The organism is Calothrix sp. CBUCES-K 9914, from assembly GCF_059640475.1.
Window position 1 is genome coordinate 1 of record NZ_JBXXZH010000093.1, and the last position, 18,168, is coordinate 18,168.

At 40.5% G+C, this 18,168-nt stretch carries 16 protein-coding genes and 3 pseudogenes; 8 read left to right on the forward strand and 11 right to left on the reverse strand.

The annotated features are described in order from the left end of the window. Positions 1 to 315 (reverse strand): hypothetical protein (locus AC2JBO_RS20775; RefSeq protein WP_496955554.1); only part of this gene is annotated, 315 nt, incomplete at its 3' end. A 415-nt stretch (positions 316 to 730) separates the two neighbouring features. Between AC2JBO_RS20775 and AC2JBO_RS20780 the strand changes: the two are divergent. Continuing rightward, positions 731 to 775: pseudogene (locus AC2JBO_RS20780) on the forward strand (hypothetical protein); the annotation flags it as partial. Positions 776 to 802: 27 nt separating this feature from the next. Here the strand turns inward: AC2JBO_RS20780 and bchD are convergent. Continuing rightward, a complete protein-coding gene (gene bchD, locus AC2JBO_RS20785) occupies positions 803 to 2,653 on the reverse strand; it encodes a magnesium chelatase ATPase subunit D (protein WP_496955555.1) in 1,851 nt (616 codons plus the stop codon). 152 nt (positions 2,654 to 2,805) lie between these two features. Here bchD and AC2JBO_RS20790 point away from each other — a divergent pair, with 152 nt between their 5' ends. Continuing rightward, the gene (locus AC2JBO_RS20790) at positions 2,806 to 3,381 is read left to right on the forward strand and encodes a Uma2 family endonuclease (RefSeq protein WP_496955556.1); all 576 of its coding nucleotides are present in this window, start codon (positions 2,806 to 2,808) and stop codon (positions 3,379 to 3,381) included. Here AC2JBO_RS20790 and AC2JBO_RS20795 read toward each other — a convergent pair. Together AC2JBO_RS20795 and AC2JBO_RS20800 are read right to left on the reverse strand one after the other, a co-directional pair. Continuing rightward, the gene (locus tag AC2JBO_RS20795; RefSeq protein WP_496955557.1) at positions 3,378 to 3,596 is read right to left on the reverse strand and encodes a hypothetical protein; all 219 of its coding nucleotides are present in this window, start codon (positions 3,594 to 3,596) and stop codon (positions 3,378 to 3,380) included. The two genes, AC2JBO_RS20790 and AC2JBO_RS20795, sit on opposite strands and share 4 nt — an antisense overlap. 80 nt (positions 3,597 to 3,676) lie before the next feature. Then, positions 3,677 to 3,856, reverse strand: a complete 180-nt coding sequence (locus AC2JBO_RS20800) for a hypothetical protein (protein WP_496955558.1) — start codon at positions 3,854 to 3,856, stop codon at positions 3,677 to 3,679. A 154-nt stretch (positions 3,857 to 4,010) separates the two neighbouring features. Here AC2JBO_RS20800 and rnc point away from each other — a divergent pair, with 154 nt between their 5' ends. After that, the gene (gene rnc / locus AC2JBO_RS20805) at positions 4,011 to 4,685 is read left to right on the forward strand and encodes a ribonuclease III (protein WP_496955559.1); all 675 of its coding nucleotides are present in this window, start codon (positions 4,011 to 4,013) and stop codon (positions 4,683 to 4,685) included. A gap of 145 nt (positions 4,686 to 4,830) precedes the next feature. On the opposite strand, the gene AC2JBO_RS20810 is transcribed toward rnc, so the two are convergent. The 3 genes and pseudogenes from AC2JBO_RS20810 to AC2JBO_RS20820 all read right to left on the reverse strand — a co-directional run. Next, positions 4,831 to 6,132 (reverse strand): APC family permease, encoded by a 1,302-nt coding sequence (locus tag AC2JBO_RS20810; protein ID WP_496955560.1) that lies wholly within the window; start codon positions 6,130 to 6,132, stop codon positions 4,831 to 4,833. Between the two features lie 144 nt (positions 6,133 to 6,276). Further along, a pseudogene (locus tag AC2JBO_RS20815) lies at positions 6,277 to 6,558 on the reverse strand (hypothetical protein); the annotation flags it as partial. 2 nt (positions 6,559 to 6,560) lie between these two features. Next, a pseudogene (locus tag AC2JBO_RS20820) lies at positions 6,561 to 6,797 on the reverse strand (MFS transporter); the annotation flags it as partial. 384 nt (positions 6,798 to 7,181) lie between these two features. Between AC2JBO_RS20820 and AC2JBO_RS20825 the strand changes: the two are divergent. After that, a complete protein-coding gene (locus AC2JBO_RS20825; protein ID WP_496955561.1) occupies positions 7,182 to 7,409 on the forward strand; it encodes a hypothetical protein in 228 nt (75 codons plus the stop codon). Continuing rightward, complete coding sequence (locus AC2JBO_RS20830; RefSeq protein WP_496955562.1) at positions 7,399 to 7,776, forward strand: type II toxin-antitoxin system VapC family toxin; 378 nt, start codon at positions 7,399 to 7,401, stop codon at positions 7,774 to 7,776. The genes AC2JBO_RS20825 and AC2JBO_RS20830 overlap by 11 nt, the downstream gene beginning before the upstream one ends. 186 nt (positions 7,777 to 7,962) lie before the next feature. Here the strand turns inward: AC2JBO_RS20830 and AC2JBO_RS20835 are convergent, their stop codons facing one another. After that, positions 7,963 to 10,194, reverse strand: a complete 2,232-nt coding sequence (locus AC2JBO_RS20835; RefSeq protein WP_496955563.1) for a recombinase family protein — start codon at positions 10,192 to 10,194, stop codon at positions 7,963 to 7,965. Positions 10,195 to 10,284: 90 nt separating this feature from the next. On the opposite strand from AC2JBO_RS20835, the gene AC2JBO_RS20840 reads away from it, so the two are divergent. Then, positions 10,285 to 11,613 carry a proton extrusion protein PcxA gene (locus tag AC2JBO_RS20840; protein ID WP_496955564.1) on the forward strand — a complete coding sequence of 443 codons (1,329 nt, stop codon included), beginning with the start codon at positions 10,285 to 10,287 and terminating at the stop codon, positions 11,611 to 11,613. A gap of 67 nt (positions 11,614 to 11,680) precedes the next feature. Here AC2JBO_RS20840 and AC2JBO_RS20845 read toward each other — a convergent pair whose 3' ends face one another. The 3 genes from AC2JBO_RS20845 to AC2JBO_RS20855 form a co-directional block, all read right to left on the reverse strand. Then, positions 11,681 to 13,009 (reverse strand): ATP-binding protein, encoded by a 1,329-nt coding sequence (locus AC2JBO_RS20845; RefSeq protein ID WP_496955565.1) that lies wholly within the window; start codon positions 13,007 to 13,009, stop codon positions 11,681 to 11,683. A 77-nt stretch (positions 13,010 to 13,086) separates the two neighbouring features. After that, positions 13,087 to 14,370, reverse strand: a complete 1,284-nt coding sequence (locus tag AC2JBO_RS20850) for a tellurite resistance TerB C-terminal domain-containing protein (RefSeq protein WP_496955566.1) — start codon at positions 14,368 to 14,370, stop codon at positions 13,087 to 13,089. A 232-nt stretch (positions 14,371 to 14,602) separates the two neighbouring features. Continuing rightward, complete coding sequence (locus AC2JBO_RS20855) at positions 14,603 to 15,916, reverse strand: ATP-binding protein (protein WP_496955567.1); 1,314 nt, start codon at positions 15,914 to 15,916, stop codon at positions 14,603 to 14,605. Between the two features lie 18 nt (positions 15,917 to 15,934). On the opposite strand from AC2JBO_RS20855, the gene AC2JBO_RS20860 reads away from it, so the two are divergent. After that, the gene (locus tag AC2JBO_RS20860; protein WP_496955568.1) at positions 15,935 to 16,246 is read left to right on the forward strand and encodes a TMEM14 family protein; all 312 of its coding nucleotides are present in this window, start codon (positions 15,935 to 15,937) and stop codon (positions 16,244 to 16,246) included. Between the two features lie 654 nt (positions 16,247 to 16,900). Then, positions 16,901 to 18,127, forward strand: coding sequence for a phosphotransferase (locus AC2JBO_RS20865; protein WP_496955569.1), 1,227 nt, complete (start codon positions 16,901 to 16,903; stop codon positions 18,125 to 18,127). Positions 18,128 to 18,168 lie beyond the last annotated feature (41 nt).

Below are 18,168 nucleotides of genomic sequence, written 5' to 3' on the forward strand. Positions count from 1 at the left end.
CTGTGACTTGTTGATAGTCATACAAAAGGCAGGCCTGACAGGGAACTGCAACCTGCGCAGTGTGAATGGCATGCTTGTGTCTGAAGGGGTGATGCCAAGGCGTGGTATACACACAACCTCGCCCTTGGAGGGACCAGTGGCAACCCTTGCCTCAATAACACGGTCTCCCAACCGTGTGACAATCAAACGCGTGCCATTTGCAAGCCCACCGGTCAAGTTCCTTAGCAAAACAACGGGACACCCCACTCGCAATACCAACTTGTGAGGGGGCACTCCCGAAAAGTTCAGGCCGTTCAAGAACTCACGACCCGCCACGACCCCTCCTGCCTACACAGCCTGCTGCTTATGCATGCAAATATGATCGTATGCAAACCTGGCAAAGGCCACTGCCATGTCTGCAGTGTGTTGTCTCAATCATTGTCTCGTGCTCACCTGCAAGCTGCCGCAACCCCCTGCCCCCCTCTCCACCTGGTCCCTGTAGCCTCATGGTGACCCTCTGGGTGGCTGCCACCTGCACAGCCTGCTGCTTGTGTGTGGAAGGATGCCTGCAAGAGCAGGCTGAGTTACAAATCTACACGTCTGCATCGCATTGAGTTCAGCACCTTCCTTGCGCGCTTACCTGCAAGCTGCTAACACCAACCCAACTGCTCCCCCCCTCTCGCCGCTGTCCCGTCAGGCCCATGGTGACCCGTTGGGCGGCTGCCACGTGAGCCCAGCCTGCTACGGCCACATGACTGCACTGCTGCAGCCAGTGGCCCCCACAGTGCTGCTGCTGGAGGGGGGATACAACCTGGCCGCCACGTCAGCCTCTGTTGAGGCGTGTGTGAGGGTGCTGCTGGGGGAGCCTCCTGCACGGCTGCAGGGGCCACTCATCCCGACACGGGTGGGGCTCGCAGGCATCCAGGCAGCCCTCCACTAATACAACTTGCCCAATATCACCACTCATTTGCGCGTTAATACCTACACGTACAGCTTGAGTTAATCCATGTGCTAATGGGGAACCACCACCACAAGGTAATCTTTCCAATCTATTACGCGCGAGTGCTATTGAACGAGTTGGAGGTAATAACACTTCTGCTTGCTCACCTCTAAAAGGTATTAATGATACTTGGTCACGGTTTTGATACGCTTCGGTTAGTAATTGCATGACGGCGCCTTTTGCTGACTGCATCCTGTTTAATGCCATCGAACCAGATGCATCAACTATAAACACAACTAAGGCGCCTGCTTTACGAACTAAGCGTTTTGAACGTATATCACTTTGTTCAACAACGACTTTACGATTTGGTTGTCTTTCTCTACGCGCTTTTTGATATGGCGCCGCAGCACGTAATGTAGCATCAACTGCAATACGTTTTACCTTACCTTTAGGCAACATTGGCTTAACGTAACGTCCTCGGTCATCAGAAAATATGGAATTACGACTTCCTGACTTACCTTGACGCTGTGCCATTTGGGCAAAGTACAACACACTATCATCAAGTAATACTCCCTCTGGGTCAAATATAAACTCTTCAGGAATACCAGGAGGTTCTTGTTGAGTTTCTTCTTTTTCTTCCTCTTGCTGTTCTTCTTCTTGGTCTTCTTGTTCCTCTTGGTTTTGTGGTGGTGGAGGTGGGGGAGGAGGTGGTGGTTGGTCGGGTGGTGTTTGTATAACAGTTGCCCTTGGTACTATTACTAATTCCACCGCGCGTTTTAAATCTTCGGCAGTAACCTTATTACGTCCTTCTAAAGCAGCAGCTGCTTTTGCCACTCGCACAGCAAATAACTCCGCACGGTGTCCTTGAACTTGCGCGCGTACTGCTTCATCAACTAAATAAGCTATTTGCTCATGGGTAATAGTTACTTCTTTGAGCCACTCGCGCGCCAAAATAATCTGAGTTTTAATGCTATCAATATCTTCGCTATACTGCTGTAAAAACTCTTGAGGCGAACGCGAGTAAGATATAGCTTGTTCCACAGCTTCAACACGCTGGTCTAAACCAAGTACACCACTAGCAGAAAGAACTATAGCGATACGGTCAAGAAGATGTTCGCGTAAGTCTCCTTCTTCTGGGTTATATGTAGCTATAAATAAAGGTCTACAAGGATGTTGAAAGCTAATACCTTCACGCTCAACTTGGTTACGCCCTTCCGATAATACAGTTAATAGCTGGTTACTTATTTGGTCATCAAGTAAGTTAATTTCATCAACATATAAAACTCCTCGATGTGCAGCAGCAAGTAACCCAGGTTGAAATATAGTGGCGCCTTGTTTCACCGACTGTTCCACATCTACAGAACCTAATAACCTATCCTCAGTAGTGCCAAGCGGTATCTGTACAAAAGGCGCCGGAATAACCTCCGTAGGATAGGCATCTTGCCTGTCCTCTATTAACAGGCAGGATGCCTGTTCTACAAGAAAATCATCCCATTCTTCAGGACGACTTGGGTCACAATTACTTATCCCCCCCTTAACCACTTCAATAGGAGGCAACAAAGCATGAATAGCGCGCGCCATTACAGACTTAGCCGTACCGCGACGACCTGCAATAGCAACTCCCCCAAGTCCAGGGTCAACTGCTGCTAATAGTAAAGCTAGTTTAATAGCTTCCTGACCGACGACGGCAGCCAGGGGAAAAGCCGTAATAGTAGGTTGAATAGAAGCTGGCATAAACTTAAATAATTATCTTATCGGCTATAAGCATACCAGAATAGTGCTGAGTGCTGAGTGCTGAGTATTAAGTCGTTAGTTTTTGTTGTGCCTGTCCAACGGCTTTAAAATAGTTGTTATATTTACAAGTACAATTTTTCTAGAGAAAAGTTATGGCAATTGCTCAGGCTAAACGTTTCACTCTTGATGAGTACCACAAGTTAGCAGAATTAGGCTTTTTCCATGAAGATAGTCGCATTGAGCTAATTAAAGGAGAAATCATCCAGATGGCTGCAAAAGGGAAGGCACATGAAACTTGCTTAAGAAAATTATTGAAAGAACTGCCCAAATTAGTTGGTGACCGAGCAACTTTACAATGTCAAGCTCCTGTTACTTTGCCCCCCAACAGCGAACCTGAACCAGATTTTGCTATAGTTAAAAATAGTTCTGATGATTATTTTTCTGGTCATCCTACTCCAGAAGATGTGTTGCTAGTTATGGAAGTCTCCGACTCATCTATAGATTATGACCAAGATGTAAAATTACCCTTATATGCTGAAGTTGGTATTTCTGATTACTGGATATTTAATCTAGCTGATAACCAATTGGAATGTTACAGCGAGCCGTATCAAGATAATCAAGGTAAATATAATTATCGAAATAAACGTGTTGAATTACCCAATCAAACCGTGAAACTATCTTGTTTCCCTGATTTATCAATCGATTTAAACAAAGTTTTTCCTGCCTAATTATTTATAAACTTACACGTTACAGCAGAGTTATGAGATACAGAAATTTTGAATGTGGGGGTGGTGTCCAAAACTTTGATGGTGCCTAAAATACGAGGAATATCTCTAGAAATTATTTCTACCTTATCATTTAATAAGAATAATTGCTGATAGCCTTTAATATCAGGACGGTTAGGGTCGGAAGCTTCACAGAAAACGTATGTTCCTTTTTGCATGGAGAATTGAGCGGTGCGAATACCATGTGGTAAATTAGCAATGCGTTCAAATTATGCTGGGTCTTATTTTTGTAACTTTCTCAGAATCTCTTCTGCTTCGTTTTAATATCATGCTCGATATGCTGGTGTAAGATTTTGGCATTAAAATCAGCCAAATCATATTTATTGGATACCTTTTGCAGCGCGTCCATCAAGTCTTGTTCTTCTGCTTGGTTATAATGTTCAGATAGCAGAAGTTGTGCATCTTCACCTGCGGGCACAAATCCTTGAGATAATGCTTTTAAAAACGGCTTTTATATACATATTGTTCCTTTTTTTATATCTTGTCTTCAAAAAGCAAGATTATTTTAAACCGTATTTGTCGCGGTTTAAAGTTGTGATATGTATCTCTATATAGGTTAAATTTTTAATCAAATGCATGAATTGTTAAGGTTTCGGAATGAAAAGTTATTGCGTCACGCGCTTACTCATCGTTCGTATGTTCATGAAAACCCAGGCGCCGGAGAACACAATGAACGATTAGAATTTTTAGGTGATGCTTTATTAAACTTTCTCAGTGGGCAATATTTATTTCATCGCTTTCCAGATAAAAGCGAGGATGAGTTAACTCGGAGACGTTCTGCGTTGGTTGATGAGAAGCAACTGGCTAAGTTTGCTCTTGAAGTTGGTATAGATTTTCGGATGCGTTTAGGTAAGGGAACTATCCGAGAAGGTGGTTTTTATAATGAGAATTTACTTAGTAGTACTTTTGAAGCGGTTGTTGGCGCCTATTATCTTGATAATGACTGCGATACTAAGGCACTTAAAAAGATTATTGAACCACTTTTTGACGCAGTTCCTAAAAGTGTTGTTACATCTCGTTCTGATGTTGATTCAAAAAATCGGTTTCAAAAGTGGGTGCAGCAAAATGTTTCTAAGAATCCTCCTAATTATGTAACAGTCGATGAAAGTGGATTACCACATGCACCACTTTTTTTAGCAAAAGTAGTAGTTGAAGGGAAGGTATATGGTAAAGGTAGGGGGAAGAGTAAGAAAGAAGCTGAAAAAGCAGCAGCTGAAGATGCGTTAATAAAGGTAGGAAAGAGTTAAAATTAATTTTTTAGGGTAAGATTAATCCCCCCAATCCACCTTATTAAGGGGGGCTAAATCCTACTAAATTAAAATTTAAATTATCTTTTTAATAGACAAATTATAGCTTCTTAAAGTCCCCCTTATTAAGGGGGATTTAGGGGGATTATAAATTTTGTGTTGCTACGGCACGTCTAACTTTGTGCCAAATTAGACCTGCAATTATTAATCCGATACCAACTTGCCAAATTGATGATTCTACCCAAAATGCTAAGAATAAGCAGGATAATATTCCTAAGATGGCTATCGATTTGGAATATAGTCGTTCTTGAGGTGGAATTTTTAATGCTGCAAAGTTGGTTATTGCATAATATATCAATACGCTGAAGGCACTGAATGACCAAGTTGTTTTGACGTTACCTAATAATACTAACAGTGCTATTGTGGCGCCTACTACTATAACGGCGTAGTATGGTGTTGTTTGCTGTTGGTTTAAACGCGCGAAAATTCTTGGTGCATCAAAGCGTCTTCCCATTGCTAACCATACGCGGGATAATCCTAGTATTAAATTCAACAGTACACCCAACATTGCTGTCATGGCGCCTACTGCTAAAACTATACTGGCGCCACTACCTGCAACTTCACGAACTGCTGCTTCTAATGGCGCCGTTCTAATTTGTTGACTTTGATTACCTAATACATCTACTCCGACTGCACCAATACCCACGGTTGCTACTGTTATATATAGCAGCATTGTTAGTACTAAACAAACAATCATTGCTTTGGGTATAGTTTCTCGTGGGTTTTTAGCTTCTTCCCCCATTGTCGCAATACGTCCATAACCTGTATAAGCAACAAACATTAACGCACTAGCTTGAAGTATATTAGCTGGGGAAACTTCGCTAAAATTCGGTGATAAATTGCTTGCACCTTCAGTTATTGCGCGCGGTAAACAAAGCAGAATAAAAAACCCTAACGATAACAGCGTTACAGATACTATTACAGTGTTGGCAAAATTTGAGCGTTTTACTCCACTAAGAACAATTACAGTCATAATTGCCACAGTAATAAACGCTATCGGAACAATCAAGGTTGAACTTAAACCTAGAATATTGATTAAATATCCTGCAAAACCCAAAGCTGCTGTAGCTGCTGAAGCTGTTTTCGCCACCAAAAACATCCAACCTGCTGTAAACCCAAACGCTGGAGTCAAATATCTATACCCATATTCATAAGTACCACCGCTTACCGGATGACTTGCTGCTAACTGTGCGCTGTTGAGTCCGTTAAAAGTTGCTACTAAGGCGCCTATAAAGATTGCTAATATTACCGCAGAACCTGCTATCCCTGTTGCAATACCAATACTAACAAATACCCCAGTACCAACTATCGACCCCAAACCCATGAAGGTGGCGCCGAATACTCCTAACTCACGTTTTAACTGAGGCTGTGGGTTAGTAACAGCCATATTTTACCCCCTGGTAAGCTAGAACTATTTGGCTAAGATTCTCAATAATATTAATATTCTACTTATTTTAGATAGATTTATGGTTAAGTTTAGGTAATCAAGCTGAATGACAGACGACACAAAGGTACGCTTTAGCACTAATTTTCATTCAACACTTTGAGATAATATGCCAATAATTTTATCAATTTCTTTTATGTAATAATTATCTAAATCAATAAATACATCTGTGTTTTCTAACTTCAAAAACTTCTAAATATCTCCTGTTGTGACGGCACCATAAATTGTTTTAATTTGATTCTCTTCTTGCTGATTAAACAATTGGGCAGCTAACATTGCTGCTGCACACTGACCTAAACCACCTTTAATATCTTCATTTTTAGATTCTACAATCATTACAACAGGAGCATTAATTGTCAACTGCTCTTGCCATTTTTATATTCTCCCTGAAAATAGACTATAGCAGCAACAGATAACGGGCCAATAACGGCGCCTATTTGATCCATAGCTTCATGTAACCCAAACCCAAAACCATTACCAACTTGACTAACTGCATAGGAAAGCAAAGCGTCGCGCGGAGGGGTACGAACTGCTTTACCTGTACGTTCTGCCATCATCAGTCCAGCAGCAACTTCCCACCTACCTGCAAATGCCAGCAATGGTACAACTACTCCTTGCCCTCAGCGCTTTAGGAACGACTTCAGCGCGAAAGCATAAACTCAAACGTAGGAGCATCTGCAAACAAACAAATCTCTAAAACTGTTAAAAATAGCTGAGGAACGTAATTTTAGGTTGGGTTGAGGAACTGGAGTTTAGACTATTTTGACAAATCAAGCCGCCAAACCCTTATCCAGCAAGGCTTTTATGATTTATTGACTGTTTCTAATTCCAAAGTCTAGAATGCTTGCTACACAAGGGTTTTAGATTATTTAGTCTAAACTCCAGTGAGGAAGCACAAGCGCAGTTATCCGTTATTCAAAGGATATTCGCTTGTGGTAGGAAAACCCAACCTTATCTCATATAATTGGGAGTAGCGTGAAAGTTGTAAAAATATGAAAGTTTTAAAGCTAGCAACAGTTATTGATGCTTCGGGTAATTTACATATTGATGTACCAACGGACTTATCGGCAGGCGCCGTTGATGTAGTCATAGTCTTAAACCCAGGTACTATTCCAGAAAATACTCAGAAAAAATCTTACGATTTTTCAGATTTGGCGGGACGTTTAAAATGGCAAGGTGACAGTGTGGCTATGCAAAGGACATTAAGAGATGAGTGGTAAACGCTATCTACTTGACACGAATGCTATTGTCGCTTTGTTGAAGGGTTCTAAGGCATTAGTCCAATTACTACAAGATGCTGAGTGGATTGGAATTTCAGTTATTAGCCAAATTGAATTTTTAGCTTTTTCACAGATTAGTGAAGAAGACCGAAAGCTTTTTGAGGAGTTTCTCCAGCGTGTAGAAGTAATAAACTTACTTGCCGATAATAATTCATTGATTGAACAAATCATTCAAACTCGCATACAATATCGGCTAAAACTTCCAGATGCAATAGTTGCTTCAAGCGCACTTCAAGCGAGAGCAATTCTAGTAACTGCTGATAGAGAATTTGTTGAAGTAACAAGCTTAACAGTTATGAATTGGTAATATAGATTTAAGGATGTTACTTGTAAAAAGCGCATACATGTAAAGTTCTTATATAACTTGTATGTATCTACTTCATTTTCTCTATTTCTTGTAAGGTTAGTATTGGCCGCTTGTGACATATTTTGTACTGTACTGGATTATTTACAGTAACGGGCAGGGATGCCCGTTCCACAAGAAAGAGTTTTATTAAGTTTCATTGGTGACGGGTAGAGAAGCATTGACTAGGGGTAGTAAGGGACCTAGTTGTTCAGTACCGTTTACTGCTAACTCACTGTGACACAGATATAGTCGGTCAGATACGCGCGCGAGTAAGTCAGTTAAAATTCGCTTTACCCGTTGGTTTTCTGCGAGGGTTTCGTCTTCGGCTGTCCAAGGTTGCCCTAATCTATCGCGCAAAAATAAGTTGGCGCCGTATAATGTCGCTGCACCTCCTTTTGCCCATAAGTATGAACCTGCATCTAACCAAAAATGCCAGTTGTGTGATTTGCGACTTGAACGGTATTGAAATATTGTTGATATAGTTACTGCATTCGCTGCTGGGCCGACAGGACGAACTGGGTACGGATACGATACAATTGTCCCACGTCGCAATAATTGAATAAATTCCGCAATTGTGGAATTAGTCGCAAAGGGAGTATTAAAAACTGGTAGGGTAAGTTGCTGTGTACCGCTTCCATCTTCTCCTGTTTTTTGACTTCGCAGTCGAGTATCTATTTCCCAGTAATGTTGTGCTGTTTCTAATAATTCCCGCAGTGTTGTGATTTGGTCGTAGGGTAAATTAGTAACGTTGAGGAAAAATTTCTCTATTGCTGCATACAATAATGATATTGGACTAGGTATTACACGCTCTTGCTGCCGACTTCGCTGTGTTTCTATCCACTGTAATATCTGCTCATATGCTCTCGTTGCTGCATATCCCAACCTGTCCCAACGGTCAAAACTTGTCGCTGTTAATAAAGTTGGTGCATCTGGATGAGGTACAAAACAGTAATCTGCTAGTAAACCCGCGCGTACTGGGTCTATATGTGGGTAATGTGTATTCATTACTGTATCTGATGCATCATCAATATCATTATCAGTCCTAGCTAGCAAATTACCTCGACTCAACACTACCAACATTTCCGATACGGAGTCCCGGTCAACTAGGCGCCCATTCCCAGGATATATTAAAGATATCAACGTCAGTAATGCCCGAATTAAGGGAGATGCAATTAAGGGTCGCTGGTTATTTAATAAGTTAACGTAAATATTTTGCTTGCTAAGAATAGATGTGAGCGTATATTCGGCAATTGCATCCAAACCTGGTGCTATTATGGCAATGTCCTGTGCTTCGACTTGCTTTAACTTTACTGCTTTTACTATTGTCTCAGCAGTCTGTCGCAGTAATGCAGCTCGTGACGTTGTTTGAATTGACTGAATATTATCAGGCAAGTTTAACAAAGTCATTGGCTCACTCACATATTCCAGCATTTGTGTTACGACTGTATCACCAATACTTCTACCCATACTCGGTGTTAACGTTTCCACTTCACACCGTTCTGCCAAAGATTCTAAGTAAACAGGGTCAGCACCCAACCCCAACCGCACAATACTATCTGGATTATAACTAAAGGCGCCTACCGCGCCAAAATCAATCAATACGTCAAATAAATCACGTGCAACAGCAGGATAATCACCAACATCATCTGCTAATATCGCTTGATACCGCTCTTTTAGGCGCCGTTGATAAGTAGTGTTTGGTAATAAATGTTGATGAAAAAGTTCCGTAATGACTCCATACGTCAAAAAACCTCGCGTTTGACACCAGTCACGCCACTCTATTATTAACTCTGAATAAAATTCGGGTTCCAAATTTGACGCACTTCCTAAACCTTCTGCTAATAAACTAGTTATATCCTCACAGCTATTTCCACTCACTGCTGCTAACTGGAATAAGTCAATGACCCGACGCACAAAACGATACTCGTTCACACCCGCGCGTCGTAACACCTCGTCATCCAAATGTGGGTGCCACAACCTGCGTGCCAACTCTTGCTCGGTTTCTGGACGCAACCGCACCGGGAACTGCGCTTTTAAACCCAATAATTCTACCAACAAAGGAAAAAATAAAATTACTTCTTCCTGAAAAAACGTCAACGGAGTCTTGACACGTATTGGGTATTTCCCCTGTGTTGCTGTAACAATTTTATCTGCTAGCTCTCGCTGTAATTCATTATTCGCTGCAAACGCTAAAATACCCGGCTTGCTTGGATGGACAAATAAACGCTTCGGGTTATCATTACTACTTTTCTTGCCAGTTTTTTTAGTATAAAATGATTCTTGCTGGCTAGCGGCAACCCAAGAAGAGAACTGTTCAACTAAACGAGCAGTTTTTCCGCTGCGACTTGGACCAGTAACCCAAAGCAAATCAAAAATCACAAACCTTCTCCTTGCCAATTTGTTAGTATAACTCGTATGTTCACACAGTGGTTAATAAATCACCCTCGCTTTGGCGGATAATTCCCTGAAATGAATAACCATTACCTTTCCCAAAAAATCTATGCGTATTTAGTATCACTTTATAAGTGGTATCTGAGAACACCAGAACGTTCTTTAGATGAAGCTTATCAAGCGGCTTTACATATTAAGCAAATTGAAGACGAACATTTTAATGGTAATCAAATTAACACAGACTCCACAACTTACAGCAGTGTTAATGACTATTTTGAATCTGAATTAAGAAAAAATTTAAAACTTGTCAGAATGAGACTCACTGAATTTAATTCGAGTCGCTTCTTTTTTAGTGAGTCAAACCGGATAGGTGCCGCACGATATGGGGTAGAGTTAGTTAATTCCGAACAGGTATTAGCAAATTTAAAATTCATCGATGACATTGTAGGAAAATATAAAAATCTTGATACTGATATCCAAGTAACAGCACCTCCAGCAGTTGTAAGCAGGTTGACTAGTCCTCATATTCCACAAACCGAAACAGCGTTTACTCAACCAGGATTAAGAAACCTGGAGACAAGAGATACATCTGACCGAACACGTGGTAAAACAAACACAACTGGAGTATTACCTCGTTCAATTTTAGGTACAATTGGTCGGCTGCAAGTCGAGATGGATCCGAATGCCGAGCAAGATGTAGTGCAAAATTTCCGTAAGGCACAACGACGAACTATAATATCGGTTAGGTTTATATTACTATTGATTATAGTACCTATTCTAACACATCAATTATCAAAAGCTTTTTTTGTCGGACCAATAGTTGAGCATTTGCGTAATAATGAAAGCGTGTCAGTTTTCATTAACTCCGAAATGGAGGAAGAAGCGCTCACCGAACTACAAAGGTTTGAAGAAAGAATTAAATTTCAAAGCTTAGTTGGTCTTGTGGCGCCAATGCCACAAGAAGAAATGCAGGAAAAACTAAAAGAAGAAGCGCAGGAAATTGCATCCGAATACCGGGTCGAAAGTGCTGGCGCCATTAAAAACGTGTTTTCAGATATGATGTCTGTAGTAGCCTTCTCATGGCTACTGATAGTTAGCAAACGTGAAATAGCCATTTTAAAAGATTTCTTCGACCATGTTGTTTACGGTTTGAGCGACAGTGCCAAAGCTTTTATTATTATCCTTTTTACCGATATCTTCGTTGGTTTCCACTCTCCACATGGTTGGGAAGTTATCTTAGAAGGTATCTCGCGTCACTGGGGACTGCCTGGAAATCACAGTTTTATATTTTTGTTTATTGCAACATTCCCTGTGATTTTAGACACAATCTTCAAGTATTGGATATTCCGCTACTTGAACCGCGTTTCTCCTTCGGCAGTCGCAACATATCGCAATATGAACGAGTAATTAAGGTAAGGTGCGTGACGCTACTAGTTAATACGCTTCGTTTGAAAATGTTATGGCGTCACGCACCCTACAAACTAAACTCTGCAACATCGTCTTCGGCATTTTCATGTGCATCAACTCCTACAACAGTTGGTTTAAATTTATCTCCGTGGATAATATCACTAAATTTGAGTTGCGGGTTTTGATGCATTATGTTCAAAATACTGATAAAATCACGAACAATTTCACCTGGAGTTAACAATGCGTCGGCGCCTAAACGGTTAACTATTTCTTTGACAAAGCTTTTACACTCGCGCGCGCTTAAAGTCTCATTACCATAATTGGAAGCATGAATCGATGCTAACTTTTGTAACAGCGCCAAAATTTCATCTTCACTCAGGGGGTTTAAACGAATAACTGGACCCAAAAACTCTTGTACACCAGCAGCTTCAACGAAACGACTTTCTTTTGTACGTCGGCGCCATGCTAAGTCCGAAAAAAGTCCGCGATTTTGGTCTTCCAAAAACTTCGTAGTTCCCCCAATTATTATCCCTAAATGCTCTGCTTTACACTGCATCGTATCATTAAATATCCCCAACAACCGATTATAATTTTTTTCACGCGTAACAGATGAAGAAATTTGATACAAATTTACAGCTTCATCGAGCATTATTAACAGCCCTTTGTAACCGATTTCGGCGACAAACTTGGCTAAAAGTTTGACATAATCGTACCAACTTTCATCATCGATAATAACGCGCACACCCAAAGCTTGTTTTGCCTCAATTTTGGTTGTGAACTCACCACGTAACCAGCGAAGTGCAGCATTTTTCAAATTATCGTCATCACTACGATAGCCTCGCCAATATGCACTAATAACGCTGCCAAAATCAAAACCGTGAACTAAATCTTCTATATATTGAACGACTTCGCGAATTTTTTCCTCAACTTTATCGTCAAATCCTTCATCATTAGGTCGCATTCCCGTTGTTGAAGCTACCTCTTGTTGAATTTTATTTATCCAACCCTCTAATATTGAAACTAAGGCCCCACCATCAGGACGAGTTTTTGTGGCCAAGTGACTCATCAATTCTCGATACGTCGCGAGTCCTTCATTATTACTCCCAGCTAGGCGCCTATTCGATGATAAATCAGCATCTGCGACAACGAAACCCTGTTCCATCGCGCGGTTTCTCACTAGCTGTAACAAAAAACTTTTACCCGAACCGTAATTGCCAATGATGAAGCGAAAAGCCGCTACCCCTTCCGCCATATCATCAAGATTTTTAATAAGGCTTTGAAGTTCTTTTTCTCGACCTACTGCAATATGCTCAACTCCTTCTCTCGGTACGACCCCCGCACCAAGTGAATTTATCAAACCAGTAGATACTTTTTTTGAGAGTTTAACCTTTGACATTTGAAACCTCATCGGGCAGCATTACTCAAAATATGCCCTATCTTATTTTACGATGTTTCCGCTCAGATTCCCTCCGCTCAGATTCCCGACTTTTGGGAGAAGTCGGGAATCTTAACTATCGCTTGAATATTTCTAACATATTCAGCATAAATTCTGGAACATTCGGAACTTGTGTCTATTATTAACTCACCAATTGTGTTTTTTGCAAGTTCGTTGATTTCGTCAATTAATAAGCTTGGCATTGTAATATTAGCTTCGGCAATTTGCTTAATTATTGGGTTTGGGTTTTCTTGTAGTAGAGCGTTCAATACTAAATGTTCTCGATTAGATAATTGAGCTTCAAAATTACTCCAATCTTGGGATTCTGTTTCTTGATCTATAACTTGTGTGTGTATCGGTTCTATGCTTCCAAGTAAATCCCCAAATGGAAATTCTTCTACATCTTCTAATTGGGACTCCAAACCTTTACTATATGTATTATTATGACTATCAACGTTGGCTTCTGGATTCAAATTCTCAATTTGCTGCAAAAGTTCCCAAACGTGGGTTTGTAACAACTTACGCTCGTCTTGCAGTAATGATATTTGTCCTTGTAACTGAACTAGCTCTTGCTGTTTGCTAGTTAGTTTAATTTGGAGAGACTTAATTTTCGAGTCTAAACTTTTGCGCTCATTAGATTTTGCAGCAATTATTTCGGTTTGATGATTTTCTTGAACTTCTAGCTCTTGAATTTGAACGCGCAGTTCGTGTAGCTTTTCTTCGAGTTGCGGCTTTAATCTTTCTAATAATGTTAAATTATTGTCACATTCTTCCTTTTCTTTCTTCAATTCAGCTATGTGTATTTGTAGCTGTGTGATTTCCGCACGATTAACGCTAACATTCAAATCTTGCTTGCGTTTTTCGGCGGCAAATACATTATTTAGTTCAATTTTACTCCTTTCAATATTTTCTATTTCATGTTGTAATCGATTAAATGTAGCTTCAAACTGCTTTTTTTGTCCAACAAAACTACCTAACTCGCGGTTTAGTATATCACGTTGGTTACGTCGCTCCGTAACTTGACTTTGTAATAAATTCGATTCCTTGTATAGTAAATTACGGTGATTTTCTAGCTGATTAATTTCGGCAATAAAGTTAGATTCTACACCTTCGAGTTCGTAAATTCTTTTTCTGTAGGAATCAAGAATCAGCATTTCGTAATTGCGGCGCCGCTTATCAACGAAGAAAGCAGCAATATAAGTAGCCATTACGGAAATAATTCCGGTAAAAATGGCTTCACCAAAATTCCATTTAAAAACAAGACTAAGAGTAAAACTAACGATAAAGGCAATCGTACCTATAAGAAATCGGTTGCTAAACATGGCTGGTTGCATATTGCTGATGTTGAGCGCAGGGGTAAACGTCGCACCAATTTAAATTTTTACATATACCTCACGCGTTCCTTTTAACGGCATTCTCTTCACATGTTATAACAAGCGCTGGTCTTAAAGACAAATGCACTTGTAACGTGTGCGAAACACACGTGAGTATAACACTTTACTCGAAGTCGCCAAAAAATGAAATAGCTGTTTTCTTTTTTACCGATGTATTCCTTTAAGTTTTATCTCCGAATACAGTTATATCAGCCTTTAGATAATCAACAAACTGCCGTGCGGTTCTTCCGGAGCGTCCGTTATGCCGAGTTGCCCACTGTAGCGCTTGATACTCCAAATCTTTAGCTTCGATAGTAATTCCAGCAAGTTTCGCCAAATGCCGTACTATTTGAAGATAAGTATCTTGGTCGGCGCCTGAAAATGTCAAGGTTAGGCCAAAGCGGTCGCTAAACGATAGCTTCTCTTGCATCGTATCCCATGCGTGAACTTCGTCGTTGTCCCGTGGCGCCGGTCGGTCAGCAAAATACTCGCGAATCAGATGGCGCCGATTTGAGGTAGCATAAACAACGACGTTTGACGGGCGCTGCGTTAAATTCCCTTCTAAAACGACTTTGAGCGCTTTAAATGCGTCGTCATCTTCCTCAAACGACAAGTCATCAACAAACACAATAAATTTATGTGGCACAGAGCGTAACTGCTCGACAATAACAGGTAAATCCTTTAATTCAGACTTTCCAACCTCAAGCAACCTCAAACCGCGTTCCCAATACTCGTTTAATAAAGCTTTGACCAAAGACGACTTCCCAGAACCACGACTACCATATAGCAATACATGCAACGCGCTTTGTCCAGCTAGCAAAAACTCTGTATTCTTTAACAAAGCCTCGTACTGTAACTCATAACCAACCAGTTCAGTAATTTTAATCGTGTCTGGATGTTGAATACCAACAAAATTACCAGCTTGCCAACGAAGCGCTTTATACTCAGCAAACAAACCTGTACCATATTGCCGATAGTAGCCTGCGAGGATACTCACTGCATCTGCCCAATTATCTAATTGCTGTAAAGACGTAACTAATTGTGCTTCGACAGTTTCAGGAGTATCTCGTTCCACGTACCATATAACAGGTGATACTGGAAGATGAGCCACAGATTGCACCCACTCACTTAATACAGCACAACTACATTCATAAAACGTTTGAAGTATTTGTAAGTCGTGTTCAGTCGCGGCAATAAGTGCGCTGGGTAAGCTTTTGACATCTTGCTGTTGCGCTAGCCTAGAAAAGGGATTATCCGAGCGTAAAATTTTGACAATTAGATAATCTTCCCAATTTTGATTTAATACTGCCAGTGATTTGAAATAGTTACTGTAAGCAATAAGACAACTACGCGCGTCAGCTTCCTTATAACGTATTGCTTGCAATAAATCAAGAAGCGCACATCCTACCGATTCTGACAGTACAGACTGGTAAAGTAAAAGAGAGGCTGCTTGACGTTGGAGAAATTGCACCTTGGTGATTGCTTGATTATCCATATTTATCGGGTTTTTATAATGACACAAGCGACTATTGCCACGTTTACATACGGCATTTTATCAATTATTGGTGGCATTATCGGCTACAAACAAGCTGCAAGTAAACTTTCGTTAATTAGCGGCGCCATTAGTGGCACATTACTAGTTATAGCTGGTTTGCTACAGCTACAAGGACAAGCCTGGGCTTTTATCTTTGCTGGTGTTATTACTGTTGTTTTAGTCGTGTTTTTTGCTTTAAGATTAAAAAAAACACGCAAGTTTATGCCTGCGGGTTTGATGACAGTATTAGGAATAGCCACTCTAATACTCATTTTTAAACGCTCGTACTAAGGACTTCAGTCCTTCCCTCCAAGGTGCCTATTACCCATACGTAGTAGAGACGTTACATGTAACGTGACTGACAATAATTTTATTACTATGAACTAAATAATCTTGGCGCCTATATGGAAGGACTGAAGTCCTTAGTACGAATAAATAAAGAAAGCACATTTGTAAATGTTTAGAATAAATTGTTACAAAATTTACATAAATATTTTGATTGCAAGTTATTGGCAACATTTAGCAACAATGTTATATGTACAAAAAAATCGTCCTACCTATCCGGAATTAAATAAAGTTGTTGTGTACTCTGTAGATGTTAGCTAAGTTTCAGGAGATGTTAATTACCGATTAAATGCACTCAAAAAATCAAAAATGTAACTGGTGATAATGCTGAAACGTTCGTCATGCACCCAAATATGTAGGTAGTTTCCCCAGATATATTTAAAGATTTAAAGCCTGAGATATACATTCTTTGAAGAAAAAGTAAAGGGTTTTTTGCCATTTTGGCAGGTGTCATTAGCACAAATCGGATATTAGTAGATTAATAACAATTATAATTAGTGTTTCCTCCGTCGTTATTAGTTCGTAGTGCGTACCTACCAAATCCGAATCATTACAGAAAACACAGTTTTTGAAAAATCTTATAATTTAGGGAAATAGTACATGGTCTTTTCACTGTCTTCACACAACGTTATCCAGTACCTACGGTCGAGAGGTCTGTGTAGCTTAGAAGATGGAGCGTCTGTAGATTCTCAATTGCCCCATCGCAATAATCGTAATTTTCTTGTTACCCTGACAGGACACAAGCTCTTGGTCAAACAGGAACATAGCAATGGTGATGGAGTTCCTCAAGAACTCTTCAACGAACTGCTGTTGCGTGACTTGCTCGAACAATTCCCAGTATTGAGAAATATTACTGCGCTCACGTCATCGGTGGTGCATTTTGACAACGAAAATTCGATATTAGTTCGTAATTATCTAGATGATTACCAAGAACTAGGCACGTTATATGATTCAACAGGTATTTACCCAGAAGCGATAGCGGCAACGATAGGTAGTAGTTTGGCGTCTTTACATCGCAGTACATACAACCGTCGCGAATACCGTAATTTTATGGGAACTGCTCCAGATGGGGGAATACGGTATCAATATTTCAATCCAGCGCAGGGAGTGGGTGTTGTAACTCCAGAAATTTTTGGTGCCATTTCTTCAAGTGCGCTCAACTTTTACATACTCAACCAACGTTACGAAAGTCTAGATGCAGCAATTGCTGATTTAGCATGTGATTGGAGTCCTTGCTGCTTAACGCATAACGACTTGAAATTAGAAAACATTCTCGTTCACGCGCGTTGGTCAAAGCTTGATAATTGCCTAATACGGATAATCGACTGGGAAACTGGTGCATGGGGAGAACCCGCATTTGATTTAGGGACTTTAATCGCTGACTACTTGCGAATTTGGTTAGAAAGCACGATTGTAGATTCGACGTTGGAATTAGAAGAGTCTTTACAGTTAGCATTGGTTGAGCTATCCGCAGTTCAGCCATCAATTTTAGCCTTGATAAAAGCTTATTTAGGCGCCTTTCCAATGATTATGGAGTACCGTCAAGACTTCTTACTGCGTGTAGTACAGTTTGCCGGTTTGGCTTTGATGAATAATCTAGAGCAAAAGATCCAATCTTTTAAAAGCTTTGATAATACTCATATCAACATCTTACAAGTAGCAAAAACACTGTTAACAATGCCCTCCTCATCAATACAAACAGTATTTGGTGTATCGGAGTCAGAAATCATGCAACCGCTACAAAACCTTGAAAAACCGACTCCAACAGAGCGTGAGCAAAACTTGGTGCGAATTTACTACGAAAAACCTCGTCTACGTGGATGTTGATAAACGGGGAGAATTAACTCCCTCCTAAAACAGCAAATTAA

Excerpts from the sequence above, each read along its gene's own strand:
- AC2JBO_RS20825 (WP_496955561.1), top strand. The coding sequence starts at position 7,182 with ATGAAAGTTTTAAAGCTAGCAACAGTTATTGATGCTTCGGGTAATTTA.
- AC2JBO_RS20850 (WP_496955566.1), bottom strand. The coding sequence starts at position 14,370 with ATGTTTAGCAACCGATTTCTTATAGGTACGATTGCCTTTATCGTTAGT.
- rnc (WP_496955559.1), top strand. The coding sequence starts at position 4,011 with ATGCATGAATTGTTAAGGTTTCGGAATGAAAAGTTATTGCGTCACGCG.
- AC2JBO_RS20860 (WP_496955568.1), top strand. The coding sequence starts at position 15,935 with ATGACACAAGCGACTATTGCCACGTTTACATACGGCATTTTATCAATT.
- AC2JBO_RS20845 (WP_496955565.1), bottom strand. The coding sequence starts at position 13,009 with ATGTCAAAGGTTAAACTCTCAAAAAAAGTATCTACTGGTTTGATAAAT.
- AC2JBO_RS20840 (WP_496955564.1), top strand. The coding sequence starts at position 10,285 with ATGAATAACCATTACCTTTCCCAAAAAATCTATGCGTATTTAGTATCA.
- AC2JBO_RS20830 (WP_496955562.1), top strand. The coding sequence starts at position 7,399 with ATGAGTGGTAAACGCTATCTACTTGACACGAATGCTATTGTCGCTTTG.
- AC2JBO_RS20865 (WP_496955569.1), top strand. The coding sequence starts at position 16,901 with ATGGTCTTTTCACTGTCTTCACACAACGTTATCCAGTACCTACGGTCG.
- AC2JBO_RS20855 (WP_496955567.1), bottom strand. The coding sequence starts at position 15,916 with ATGGATAATCAAGCAATCACCAAGGTGCAATTTCTCCAACGTCAAGCA.
- AC2JBO_RS20810 (WP_496955560.1), bottom strand. The coding sequence starts at position 6,132 with ATGGCTGTTACTAACCCACAGCCTCAGTTAAAACGTGAGTTAGGAGTA.
- bchD (WP_496955555.1), bottom strand. The coding sequence starts at position 2,653 with ATGCCAGCTTCTATTCAACCTACTATTACGGCTTTTCCCCTGGCTGCC.
- AC2JBO_RS20795 (WP_496955557.1), bottom strand. The coding sequence starts at position 3,596 with ATGCAAAAAGGAACATACGTTTTCTGTGAAGCTTCCGACCCTAACCGT.
- AC2JBO_RS20790 (WP_496955556.1), top strand. The coding sequence starts at position 2,806 with ATGGCAATTGCTCAGGCTAAACGTTTCACTCTTGATGAGTACCACAAG.